Here is a 12,070-nt window from a genome sequence, read left to right on the forward strand (position 1 = left end):
AAATGGCAGCCATAAACGTAGATCAGGATTTCATGCTCCGCATCGAGTCGGCCCTTGACCAGATAAGACCTTATTTGGAGGCTGATGGCGGGAACGTAAAAGTGCTGGAGGTAACAGACGAGATGGTGCTAAAACTCGAACTGCTGGGTGCCTGCGGCTCCTGCCCCATGTCTACCATGACACTGAAAGCAGGAGTAGAGCAGTCGGTGCTGCGTGCAGTCCCTGAGATTAAAGCCGTAGAAGCCATCAACATGACTCCTACCGAGCTGTAAAGTATAAGCTTACGTATTTAGAGTATACCGAAAGGTGTGGCTGCTGCTGTAGCCACACCTTTTTGTTTTGGTTCTTAGTGAAGAGATGCTACTGATGTATAAACAAAACATTTTTTAGGAATCATACTTTGCTTCGCATCCGGAGCTTCGATTTAAGTTTTGTTGATGTCTTACTTGCAAAGAACATCGTTCTAAAGCTGGAAGCGCTTAACGTTGTTGGTTCCTTAAGCTGATCCTGATGCCCTTGCTGCGTGCTTTCACCAGCAAACAAAATAGCCGAAGTCTAAATTGTTGGTGATAACACCAACAATGGCCGGATAGCTTGTGGCTCATACCTCATACTTCTGCCATACTTTGGTATTCATGTATTATCGGTTTTCAAGTATAAATCAGTTCTTCTCAAAGCCAGAGCCGTGTCATTCTGCAAAATAGCAGTATATGATGCGGGAGTCCATGCTAGTAACTGGCTATAGATTGGGCCTCTGGCCCAGTCGGGTTACAAACCCGACACCATAAGTAGGAAACGGGTTACAAACCCGCGCCAGCGAGAGGACAAGATAAGGCGGGAACGCTCGCGCCATCGTGAAGTTTAATGGAGAACTTAAGAGTCCCGCTCAATTCCGGCCAGGCAAGTATAAAATCAGGATTATCAGCTTAACCATTCTGAATCAGCAGCCGAAAAAGCTATATTTGTACTACAAGCTAACCAGAACTAATCCATACCATGATAAGAGCCAACGACCCATCTCTGCATTCCTGGATCGAGATTGATGCCAACAGCGATTTTCCCATTCAGAACCTGCCCTTTGGTATTTTCCGCACACCCGATCGCGACCCGCGCGTGGGGGTGGCCATTGGGGAGTACATCCTGGACCTCTGCGAGCTGGGTCGCCGCGATTTTTTCGAGCTTATCGACATAGACCCTAACGTATTCCACCGCCCGTACCTCAACGATTTCATTGCCTTAGGCAAACCTATATGGCGTGCGGTGCGCAACCGGGTGTCAGAGTTGCTCCGCAACGATAACGACGAGATCAGCGGCAACAGCCATTTAATCCGGGCCCTGTTGGTACAACAGAGCGAAGCCGAGATGCTGCTGCCGGTAAAGGTGGGCAACTACACTGATTTCTACTCCAGCATCGAGCATGCCACCAACGTAGGCACCATGTTCCGCGACCCAAAGAACGCGCTGCTGCCCAACTGGAAACACATCCCGATCGGCTATCACGGGCGTGCTTCTTCCATTGTGGTGTCGGGCACTGATATTCACCGCCCACAGGGCCAGACAAAGGCACCGGATGCGGAGGCTCCTACCTTCGGCCCTACCCGATTGCTCGACTTCGAACTGGAAGTGGCGTTTATCACCGGCCGCGAAACGCAGTTGGGAGAAAGTATAACACCAAACGAGGCGGATGATTATATCTTCGGACTAGTGCTGTTCAACGACTGGTCAGCCCGCGACATGCAAACCTGGGAGTATGTGCCGTTGGGACCGTTCCTGGCGAAGAGCTTTGCTTCGTCTGTTTCGCCGTGGGTGGTAACGCTGGACGCGCTGGAGCCATTTAAAGTAAGAGGCCCCGTGCAAGACCCAAAACCCCTGCCCTACCTGGAGTTCACCGGCAACCACAACTACGACATTAAGCTGGAGGTGCTGCTGCAGCCGGAGGGTGGTGAGGAGAACAGCATCTGCCGCTCCAACTATAAGTACATGTACTGGAACATGAACCAGCAGCTGGCGCACCAGAGCAGCAACGGCTGCAATATTCAGGTAGGAGATATGTACGCCTCCGGCACCATCAGCGGCTCCGAGAAGGACTCTTATGGCTCGATGCTGGAGCTGACCTGGCGTGGTACCAACCCCATTAAACTTTCCGACGGCTCCGAGCGCAAGTTCATCAACGACGGCGACAGGGTGATCATGCGCGGCTTCGGAGAACGTAACGGCATCCGCATTGGTTTTGGAGAGGTGAAAGCAAAGGTACTGCCGGCGGTGTAGTGATTGGTTATTAGTTGTTCGTTATTAGTTTAAGGTTTACTTTCTAACTCCCAAACTCTCTAACTTCCAAACTCTCTAACTCCCAAACTTCCCTATGAAGACTGTAGACCCACAGGACGTTAAAACAGCTGAGGTACATGCGTTGCTGCTGGGTGCCATAGCCCCCCGCCCGATCGCTTTTGCCAGCACTACTGACCGGGAGGGGAATGTGAATCTGAGCCCGTTCAGCTTCTTCAACGTGTTTAGCGCCAAGCCACCCATACTTGTCTTCTCCCCTGCCCGCCGTGTGCGCGACAATACCAGCAAGCATACGCTGGAGAACGTGCTGGAAACGCGTGAGGTAGTGATTAACATCGCCAACTATGGTATTGTGGAGCAGATGTCGCTGGCCAGTACCGAGTATGATCGTGGTATTAACGAGTTTATTAAATCGGGCTTAACCCCGGAGGCCTCAGTGCTTGTGCAGCCGCCGCGCGTAAAAGAGGCCCCGGTAGCTTTTGAGTGCAAGGTGAATGACGTGATCAGCCTAGGGCCCGAGGGTGGGGCCGGCAACCTGGTAATCTGCGAGGTGCTGCTGATACATGTGAATGAAAAAATACTGGATGAGGCAGGCAAGATAGACCCGTATAAGCTGGATGCCGTGGCCCGTATGGGCGGCGATTACTACCTGCGTGCCAACGGTGATTGTATTTTCGAACTGCCCAAGCCTATTCGCAACAAGGGCATCGGCATAGATCAGCTTCCTGGTTTCATCCGCAACAGCAGCATACTTACCGGTAATAACCTGGCTCGTCTGGGTAATTCTGAAGTTGTCCCCTCAGAGGCAGAGGTAGAGGCTTTCAAACAAGATCCGTTGGTGAGTTATACTTTCTCCAAGTATAAAAACGACTCCACCCGCCTGAGTAAGCAACTGGAGTATTTAGGCAAAAAACTGCTGGAAGATAATCAAGTTGAGAAGGCATGGAAAGTGCTGCTGTTGAGTGGCAAAGTATAAAGCCGGAGTCCAGTTACTCTACGCTGGTGCCATTAAAGTATGAGCAAGTATAAAACAGAGAAGCTCGCTTTACCAGCGAGCTTCTCTGTTTTATACTTAAGCGTTGTTAGTTTACCTGCAGGTCCAGTTCCTCAAAACGTGAGTTCTTGCTGATATACTCCGGCACGATTTGCTTCATCTTCCGCACCACCATCAGCTCATCCTTGGTCTTGTTCAGCTGCATCAGCTCGTCAATGTCGGTCACTACATCATCGTAGCGGTAGTTCCTTACTTTGGATATCTTGATCTTGGAGTGATGGGTTGGAATGGTCAGCTCCTCCTCATTCAGCAACTCCTCGAATAACTTCTCTCCAGGTCTCAGGCCGGTGAAGGTAACCGGGATGTCCACATCCGGAATCAGGCCAGCCAGCTTGATCATCTTTCTGGCCAGGTCCACGATCTTCACCGGCTCCCCCATGTCAAAGATAAAGATCTCACCGCCGTTGCCCATCGTGCCAGCCTCCAGCACCAGCTGAACCGCCTCCGGTATGGTCATAAAGTAGCGGGTGATGTCCGGGTGCGTTACCGTAACCGGGCCGCCCCGCTCAATCTGCTGGCGGAAACGTGGGATAACCGAACCGTTAGAGCCCAGCACATTGCCAAAGCGCGTGGTGATGAACTTGGTTTGCATCACCTGCTTGTACGGGTGCTTGTTGCCATTCACCTTGCCGTGGTTCAGGTTGTTTAGCGACTGTATGTAGATCTCTGCGATACGCTTGGAGGTGCCCATTACGTTAGTGGGGTTCACCGCCTTGTCCGTGGATATCATCACAAACTTCTCCACATCAAAGGTAAGCGAAAGGTCCGCCAAGGTTCTGGTTCCCAAGATGTTTGTCAGCACCGCCTCACAAGGGTTATTCTCCATCATCGGCACGTGCTTGTACGCAGCAGCATGGTATACTACATCTGGTGTGTACTCCTTAAACATGGAGTACATCCTGGTTGAGTTGGTGATGTCTCCGATAAAGATAGCCATCTTGCTGTCCGGGTACTGCTCCTCCATCTCCAGCTGCAGCTCATGCAGAGGCGACTCCGCCTGGTCGCACACGATCAGCAGTTCGGGGCCGTAGCTCATCACCTGCCGTACGATCTCAGAGCCAATGGAGCCAGCGCCACCCGTTACCAGCACCCGCTTGCCGCGCAGGTCGCTGCTAATACGATCATTCTCTATAACGATAGGCGGACGCTGCAGCAAGTCTTCTATTCTCAGATCCTTGATCTGGTTCATGCTCAGTTGACCTGACATCCACTGCTCGGTTGGGGGCACGGTGAGTACTTTAACCCCCAGTTCCACACATCGCTCTACAAACAGCTTCTGGTTATCGGATTTCAGGTCATCGGCAAACACCATCACCTTATCCACCCTGAGCTTTTGCTGCAGCCGCTCAATATCATCGATGTGGTACACACGGATCTGATGAATGTTCTTGTCAACTTTATTTGAGTTCTCATCCAGGAAACCCGCAATGTGGAAACGCCCCGTGCCGCTGGTTTCCAGGGCCTGCTTCAGCAGGATAGAGTAGCCGTTGGCACCGTAGATCAGCACCCGCTCGCGCTCCCCCGGGGCACCGCGCTTAAAGAAAAGGAAAAGGGCCTTTGCCCCCATCCGCACCAGCGTAAGCAAGGTGGAGGAAACAAAGAAGCTGATAAGCAGCACCAGGTAAATGTTAACTGAGTCGATGCCATGCACAGGCGCCACCCAAAGACCTATCAGGGCACCATAGGAAAGGCTGGCAATGAGCACTGCCGTGAAAATGCGGTAAATGTCGTAGATACTGGAATACCGGATAAGGCCGGTATGGATACGCATGGTATAGAAGGTGATCAGCGATACAAGCCCGAAAAGGCCAATGTATACCAGGAAGTGCCCCCGCATGATCTCCTCGAAGTGGAACTGCTTTATGATAAAGAACGAAAGGGCAAAAGACCAACTCATGATCAGTTGGTCAATTAACAGCACTATCCATTTCGGCAGTGACTTATTAAGTAAAATTTTCATATAGTATGACCCTTACAGCATCTACCTACACCTTAGCCGCCTATTACAACGCCTACAAAAAAGGCAAATCTGTATTCTTTTGTAAAACTATTCAACCAATACCAAACAAAATAAGACACATAAATATACTAACAACACCTGTACTATATAGGTAATGTTAAATAATTATGTGCGTAGAGCGGTATTCAATACTGCAATCCGTAGATATGAACGCAAAGAGCAGGCTTTGGTTGTACCTGACTTATGCTGCTTATCCGGACTTTTCTGGCCGGAACACCTTTTAACGCCAGAAATAGAATATTAGCAAAGTAAAATACATCCTTTACTAAAAACTGTGCAAATATAACATAAAATCCCGATATAAAGCCAGTAAAGTCAAGTCATTATTGTGGATAAGTATTTATAAAGAATAGCGGAGTGGAGACTGAGCTCAAGACGTACATGTATGGCAATGACTGAGGCTGCTATTTGGCTGTTCCCCGGAAAGTTAAATTTCAATAAAAATGGCCTGGTTTTACGTCACTATAGCCAATAATACTATTATTTAACAGGCTCGGGGATTAACATAAACTGAGCGCGCCGATCTTTTTTCTGATTATGTTACACACCAATACATAAGGAAACATCTCTGCGTTGCCATCTAGCAAAGCTTAATTTCTCAGTTGATGTTTCGTAGAAGTTCGTTATGACTGGAGTTGCTACCTTTGAAGGGGGCAAGGGAAATGAAGCTATCGAGCGGAAAGTCTACTGTCATGCTGTAAGGAAAGCTGAGAAAAAAGAGGGTCCCTTCCCCGGGAGGTGAAGCTGCTGCGACTGGCCCACAAGATCCTTCCAGGATGACAAAAATGATAATAGCCCGATCTTCCGAAGGGAACGAAGAGCTTGCTGCGTCACCTCATGTACCATTTCATCTGTAAAAGAAGGACGAGATTAGGCATGTTAGGCACAAGGTCTTTGTAAAGATAAGTTCAGGGGTGAATTCCTGAGCATAAGTATAAAGTGTAAACCTCCGGCGCCATACAGAGACCGGGGGTTTATACTTTAAATAACCTTCGTTGCGATTAACTAATCCTTCCGGGGCTACGAACAGGACACATTTTGTTCCTGCCGCAAGATTTCATCTTGTGGCTATCAATAAAGCAAGCTTTCAGCTAGCACAAGTATAACCCCTACTTCCTTCCAGACATCGCAAGCTAAAAGCTTGCCGGAACGGAGAACCATGAGTTGAAAGCTCGCGGGAGAGGATAGTTTTTATTGAACTTGTGCCCTAAACATATTCCTTGAGGAGCAGGGGCAGGTAAACACCTCTATAAAAGCAAAAAATCGCAACTGGAGTTTTATACTTATACGAAGAAGTATGGAGCTATACGTTGGCTTCCTCGTATAGCTGCTTTAGTTGCGACACCACCCGGTCCAGATCCGTATCAGTTAGGTTAGAGCCGGAGGGCAGGCAAAGGCCCTGCTCGAAAAGGCGCTCGCTCGTACCATCGCCATAAAAAGGTGCATCCGCAAAAATAGGCTGCAGGTGCATCGGCTTCCAAAGCGGGCGTGTCTCGATGTTGTCCTTCTCCAGGTGCAGGCGGATGTCTTCCCTCGTCACTTCCCCTTCTACCAGCACCGTGCTTAGCCACCTGTTAGAGTAGAAGTCAACGTTTGGTTCTTCTGCAAAACTTACTGCAGCTAGCGCTGCAAACGTTTCTTTATAGAAGCTATAGTTACTGCGGCGCTTCTCCACACGCTGCGGCAGCACCTCCATCTGGCCACGGCCTATACCGGCACATATATTGCTCATGCGGTAGTTGTAGCCGATATGTGAGTGCTGGTAGTGCGGAGCCGCGTCGCGGGCTTGTGTAGCCAGAAAGCGTGATTTTTTAATCCACTCCTCATTCTTAGACACGAGTGCACCGCCACCGGAAGTGGTGATGATCTTGTTGCCGTTGAAGGAAAGGATGCTCATAGCCCCGAAGGTGCCCAACTTTTGCCCTTTGTAAGAGGAGCCTAATGCCTCCGCTGCATCCTCCACCACCGGTATCTCATACTTGTCGGCAACGGACATGATACGATCCATTTGTGCGGGCATACCATAGAGGTGCACTACAATAATTGCCTTTGGCTTCTTGCCTTTGCTGATTCTGTCCTGAATGGCAGCCTCCAAATGCTCCGGTGACATGTTCCAGGTCTCTTCCTCGCTGTCTACAAATACAGGCGTAGCGCCCTGGTAGGCAATAGGGTTCGCCGAAGCTGAGAAGGTCATCGATTGGCAGATCACCTCATCACCCGCCTGCACACCAAGTATGATCAGGGCCAGGTGCAGGGCAGCGGTGCCAGAACTTAATGCCGCCACATGCACACCTTCACCTAAGTAAGAAGCCAGGTTGCGCTCAAAGCCATCCACGTGCGGGCCGAGCGGCGCGATCCAGTTGGTATCAAAAGCCTCTTTTACGTACTTAAACTCATTCTCGCCCATGTGCGGGGAAGAGAGCCAGATTTTTTCGTTCATATCAACAGTATTTTATAATCTTGCCTGGGTTGCCTACGACTACAGCATTGTCCGGAATGTCACGAATGACGACTGCCCCTGCCCCTACCTGGCACCACTTGCCTATTTTTACGCCCGGTATCACCACGGCCCCGGCTCCTATCCAGGTGCCTTCGCCCACCGACACGTTCCCGCAAAGTACGGCACCCGGCGACACATGTGCAAAATCTCCCACCACACAATCGTGGTCTACTTTGGCTCCTGTGTTGATAATAACGTGTTTGCCCACCTCTACCTCCGCCTGAAGTATGGTTCCCTGCATCACCACCGTACCTTCACCCACCGAAGCACCCGGCGACAGGATAGCAGTATTGGAGATAGCCTGTCCATACTTTACTGTCAACTGCTGTGCAATGCTGGCCCGGATACGGTTGTTGCCAATGCTGATAATCAGCGGCTCCTCCAGTTCGCGGCCTGGCTTGAATTTACCCAGCACCTTTATCCCGCATAACTCTTTCAGGTCCGGGTTATCATCAAACAAACCCGCTACCGACTCACCTGTACTTTGCAGGATATCAATAATGACTTTAGCATGTCCGCTGGCTCCGTATAGGTACATTTTGGAAGTTAGAAAGTTTAGGAGTTAGAGAGTTAAAGAGTGAGTTGTATGTCTCCGCTGGTGCGAGCTTGTAGCTCGTATCAAATGTTTCATAGAACCAAAGTATGAGCTACAACCTCGCACTAGACCCGCTCTTTCGGATTTGTAATCCGAAAGCAACTAGCCGCGGATTTGAAATCCGCAAATGCAAGGGCCGTAGATGCTGACAAGCAGGCGGATTGAAATCCGCAGTTAACCAGGTCCCGGATTACAAATCCGGAATAGCAAAGAGTGGAAGCTTTACTATACTTACACACATTGTTTTATAGCCAGGCTGTTGTGCAGACAGGTCGCTACCTGTCCCTACGAAACCAGACAGAATTTAAATTGTGATCCCTTTCATCACCTATCATTCCCCTGGAACTTCGGCATCGTGGCTACACCCTCCGCACTAATGCCTTCCGATTTAAATATTTTAAAGATAGTCATAAAGATGATCCTCAGGTCCAGCCAGGGTGACATATTGTCTACATACCACACATCATAAGTAAACTTTGCATCCCAACTGATAGCATTGCGGCCATTTACCTGCGCCCAACCAGTTATTCCGGGTCTAACTTCATGTCTTCGCTGCTGCACTTCGTTGTAAAGGGGGAGGTACTCTACCAGCAAAGGCCGAGGACCGATCAGGCTCATATCCCCTTTGATCACATTCAGCAGCTGCGGAATCTCATCCAGAGACGTTTTGCGCACAAATGCACCCACCGGCGTCAGGCGCACCTCATCGGGCAGCAGGTTCCCCTGCGCATCCTTCTGATCGTTCATAGTTTTATATTTGATCACCCGGAATATCTTCCCGTTTTTGCCAGGCCGCGGCTGCAGGAAGAAAGGTTTTCCCTGGTTGGCAAAGTACAGCAAGCCCGTTACCACCAGAAAAACCGGCAGCAGCACGATAAAAGCCGTTAGGCTAAGTATAAAATCGAGGATGCGCTTAAGAAAATTTCGGTATAGCCAGTTCATGTTTTTTCAAATGTTCCTCATACTCCTGATATAGCAACTCCCAGAAATGCTGCTGATCGTAACGCTCCACAATCATGCGGCGGGCATTCGATTTCAGGTGCAGGTATAACGCTTTATCTGTTAACAGCTGCTCCATAGCCTCCAGCAGCATCTGTTCATTTTTCGGAGGGATGATCAGCCCGTTTTCCCCTTCCACAATAATTTCGTTGCAGCCGTTGATGTCGGTTACAATGCTGGGCAGCTCAAAACAGCCTGCCTGCATGGGCACATTCGGAAAGCCTTCGCGGTACGACGGAAAAGCCAGCGCATTACTTAGCGCCAGGTACGGCCGCACATCGTTCTGGAAGCCTACAGATAATATTCGCTCATTCTGCTCAATTTCCTGAAGTGTTTCATGCGGCAGGGGATCCAGATCCTGCTCCAGCGGACCTACTAACAGAAGCTTTGCCTGTTTATACTTCGCCTGCAAGGTTTTAAAGGCTGCCACCAGCTCCCGAACGCCTTTGTCCTTTACCAGCCTGCCGATAAACAGGAACACAAAATCTCCGGTCTGTATGTTCAGTTCCTGCCTGAGTTGCCCGAGCTTTGCCACATCCAGCGTCTCCGCACTGAAGAAAGCGGTATTGATACCATTGCTGCTACCATTGCCGATCACCTTTACCTTCTCCGGGCCGCAATAGCCGCTCTGAAGTATAAAGTCTTTCAGTACAGTAGAGTTTGGGTATACTTTGGTGGCGCAGGCATAGGTCAGTTTCTCCACAGCATCCAGTACACGGCGCTTCAGTCCGGTAGCTTCCATCAGCGGGAGCCCTGCCACCGTATGCAGGCGCACCGGCACCCCTGCCAGCTTGCCCCCCAGCATGCCCACAATGCCTGCCTTGGGTGTGTGCGAATGAATGATATGGGGTTTATGGTTTTTACAGAGCTTATAGAAAGCCCACAACGAGCGCAGGTCTTGCAAGGGAGTTACTTTCCGTGTCATCGGTACCAGCACATGCCCGCATTCCTGCTCCACTACCACCGATTCTTTCTCCGGCCCATCCGCCGAAATCATCAGCGGCTCAAAACCCTTCGAACGCATGTATGGCAGTTGCCCTGTGATGAGCTTTTGCAGTGAAAGCGGTACTGTCGTGATTCGGAATAGCTTTGGCATGATTACCCCTCCCCTGCCCTCCTCTTTATTGAGGGCCCCTACCTCAAAACAAGGGAGGGTGTAGGAAATATTGTATTGTACAAATTTAGCGATAAATTCGGAAGGTATATAACTCCCCTCCTTAGACTCCCGAGAACGCGAGTTCGAAGGTAGCGAGCGTAGCTCTGAGGGCTAGGGATGGTTAGATATTACTAGTTCTTGATTTCTGTAGCTTCTAAATTCCCCTCCCGCACATACGCTTGAATCTCCTGCACTGTGATGTTTAATTGACTGCCGTCGGAACAGTTTAACGTATGTTCAATCCATTTTTGGCCCAACAAGCCTTAGCTTTCTTCTTGGTATAGTCTCCTTTACCGTCTCTCCCTCTGTAGTTTTTAATCCTTTTTGATAACTCAACACCCAAATTATAAAAATAAGCAAAGCGGGCGTGAACATATTCTTCATTCGTATCATAATACCCATATTCCCCAGTATATTTGAGAAGGCCACTGCTCCAATCAAAACGAATAAAATTAAACCTTTTACTTGAAAAGGAGCCTCTTTGAATGAATTAACAGGTTTGGACTTGAACAACACGTATGTTAGAAAAAGTAATATTAAGTTCTCAACTGAAGCTAGAAGGCTGGCAATATTATGTGCATCTATAAAAAGAGGCCTGAAAAGAAAAGTAAATACTTTTAAAGGAAGAGGATAAGAAGAAATATCCACACTAGAACCTGTATGCCCTCTACTTAACTGAGATTGTTTGGTACTTGAAAACTCTTCTAAACTCTCTGTGGAAACCTCATCCAATTTAACATATTCCATCACATCATCAAATAACATGACGGCACCAGCAGCAAAGCACAATGTTAAAAGAAACTTATAAATGGTATTTAATCTCTTATCTAAAAAGATGCCCAAGCCAAAAGCAAGCAAAAGAAATATGGCCATATGAGGACGTACGTTATAAACCAAAAACAAACTCAGCAAAATTCCTGGAGCCCGTATCATGGGTTTTAATGAAGAATAGAGAAAGAGACCAACGCAAAAAAAGGACAGTGTGTCTTTTCCTACTCCTGCAGACCAAAAATGTATATTAGGTAAAAAAAATATCCATGGTAAAAGAGTGTATCCAGCTACCTTGGTGTTATGCTTTACTAAACGTGAAGCTGCTAGGTAGAAATATAAAACGCCAAGAAATCCAATAAACGAAAACAGTACGGAGCCTGTAAAAAAACTTAAATTTAAAGCGTACACAAATGGATAGGTAAAAACATGCATAAATGCAGTGCCAGCTCCTCCACGCAAGTATACACTAAGCGGCACCTCATTCCTACGCCAGTATCCCATGGCATCGCCACCAAAATTGGTCACGTAGAACAAATATGCTAGTCCAAAGAATAAGTGATAGTACCACAGGTATACCAGGTACTTTTTGCTTTCGACTCCCTCTATCTTAGCGTAGTAGTTAATTAATGCCGGAGCTGCAAAAAGTATTAGTAGAATAAATACCAGATCTTGTATTCCCATAGCTTTTT

At 48.6% G+C, this 12,070-nt stretch carries 9 protein-coding genes; 3 read left to right on the top strand and 6 right to left on the bottom strand.

What is annotated here, in order from left to right; all coding sequences use genetic code 11:
* The first annotated feature begins 2 nt into the window (after positions 1 to 2).
* The 3 genes from OH144_RS12355 to OH144_RS12365 all read left to right on the top strand — a co-directional run bounded on the left by OH144_RS12355 (position 3) and on the right by OH144_RS12365 (position 3,262).
* Positions 3 to 272 (top strand): NifU family protein, encoded by a 270-nt coding sequence (locus OH144_RS12355; RefSeq protein WP_266202548.1) that lies wholly within the window; start codon positions 3 to 5, stop codon positions 270 to 272.
* A gap of 724 nt (positions 273 to 996) precedes the next feature.
* Positions 997 to 2,268 carry a fumarylacetoacetase gene (gene fahA, locus OH144_RS12360; protein ID WP_266202549.1) on the top strand — a complete coding sequence of 424 codons (1,272 nt, stop codon included), beginning with the start codon at positions 997 to 999 and terminating at the stop codon, positions 2,266 to 2,268.
* 94 nt (positions 2,269 to 2,362) lie between these two features.
* Positions 2,363 to 3,262, top strand: a complete 900-nt coding sequence (locus OH144_RS12365) for a flavin reductase family protein (protein ID WP_266202550.1) — start codon at positions 2,363 to 2,365, stop codon at positions 3,260 to 3,262.
* Positions 3,263 to 3,368: 106 nt separating this feature from the next.
* Here the strand turns inward: OH144_RS12365 and OH144_RS12370 are convergent, their stop codons facing one another.
* The 6 genes from OH144_RS12370 to OH144_RS12395 all read right to left on the bottom strand — a co-directional run bounded on the left by OH144_RS12370 (position 3,369) and on the right by OH144_RS12395 (position 12,062).
* Complete coding sequence (locus OH144_RS12370; RefSeq protein WP_266202551.1) at positions 3,369 to 5,300, bottom strand: polysaccharide biosynthesis protein; 1,932 nt, start codon at positions 5,298 to 5,300, stop codon at positions 3,369 to 3,371.
* A gap of 1,363 nt (positions 5,301 to 6,663) precedes the next feature.
* A complete protein-coding gene (locus tag OH144_RS12375) occupies positions 6,664 to 7,800 on the bottom strand; it encodes a DegT/DnrJ/EryC1/StrS family aminotransferase (protein WP_266202552.1) in 1,137 nt (378 codons plus the stop codon).
* 1 nt (position 7,801) lies between these two features.
* Positions 7,802 to 8,398: an acetyltransferase gene (locus OH144_RS12380; protein WP_266202553.1), complete on the bottom strand. Its 597-nt coding sequence runs from the start codon at positions 8,396 to 8,398 to the stop codon at positions 7,802 to 7,804.
* A gap of 381 nt (positions 8,399 to 8,779) precedes the next feature.
* Complete coding sequence (locus OH144_RS12385) at positions 8,780 to 9,397, bottom strand: sugar transferase (RefSeq protein WP_266202554.1); 618 nt, start codon at positions 9,395 to 9,397, stop codon at positions 8,780 to 8,782.
* Positions 9,369 to 10,550: a glycosyltransferase family 4 protein gene (locus OH144_RS12390; RefSeq protein ID WP_266202555.1), complete on the bottom strand. Its 1,182-nt coding sequence runs from the start codon at positions 10,548 to 10,550 to the stop codon at positions 9,369 to 9,371. The genes OH144_RS12385 and OH144_RS12390 overlap by 29 nt, the downstream gene beginning before the upstream one ends.
* A gap of 297 nt (positions 10,551 to 10,847) precedes the next feature.
* Positions 10,848 to 12,062: a hypothetical protein gene (locus OH144_RS12395; RefSeq protein ID WP_266202556.1), complete on the bottom strand. Its 1,215-nt coding sequence runs from the start codon at positions 12,060 to 12,062 to the stop codon at positions 10,848 to 10,850.
* Positions 12,063 to 12,070: the final 8 nt, after the last annotated feature.

This window comes from Pontibacter kalidii (assembly GCF_026278245.1).
Lineage (GTDB): Bacteria > Bacteroidota > Bacteroidia > Cytophagales > Hymenobacteraceae > Pontibacter > Pontibacter kalidii.

Excerpts from the sequence above, each read along its gene's own strand:
- OH144_RS12380 (WP_266202553.1), bottom strand. The coding sequence starts at position 8,398 with ATGTACCTATACGGAGCCAGCGGACATGCTAAAGTCATTATTGATATC.
- OH144_RS12375 (WP_266202552.1), bottom strand. The coding sequence starts at position 7,800 with ATGAACGAAAAAATCTGGCTCTCTTCCCCGCACATGGGCGAGAATGAG.
- OH144_RS12355 (WP_266202548.1), top strand. The coding sequence starts at position 3 with ATGGCAGCCATAAACGTAGATCAGGATTTCATGCTCCGCATCGAGTCG.
- OH144_RS12395 (WP_266202556.1), bottom strand. The coding sequence starts at position 12,062 with ATGGGAATACAAGATCTGGTATTTATTCTACTAATACTTTTTGCAGCT.
- OH144_RS12385 (WP_266202554.1), bottom strand. The coding sequence starts at position 9,397 with ATGAACTGGCTATACCGAAATTTTCTTAAGCGCATCCTCGATTTTATA.
- OH144_RS12370 (WP_266202551.1), bottom strand. The coding sequence starts at position 5,300 with ATGAAAATTTTACTTAATAAGTCACTGCCGAAATGGATAGTGCTGTTA.
- OH144_RS12365 (WP_266202550.1), top strand. The coding sequence starts at position 2,363 with ATGAAGACTGTAGACCCACAGGACGTTAAAACAGCTGAGGTACATGCG.
- fahA (WP_266202549.1), top strand. The coding sequence starts at position 997 with ATGATAAGAGCCAACGACCCATCTCTGCATTCCTGGATCGAGATTGAT.
- OH144_RS12390 (WP_266202555.1), bottom strand. The coding sequence starts at position 10,550 with ATGCCAAAGCTATTCCGAATCACGACAGTACCGCTTTCACTGCAAAAG.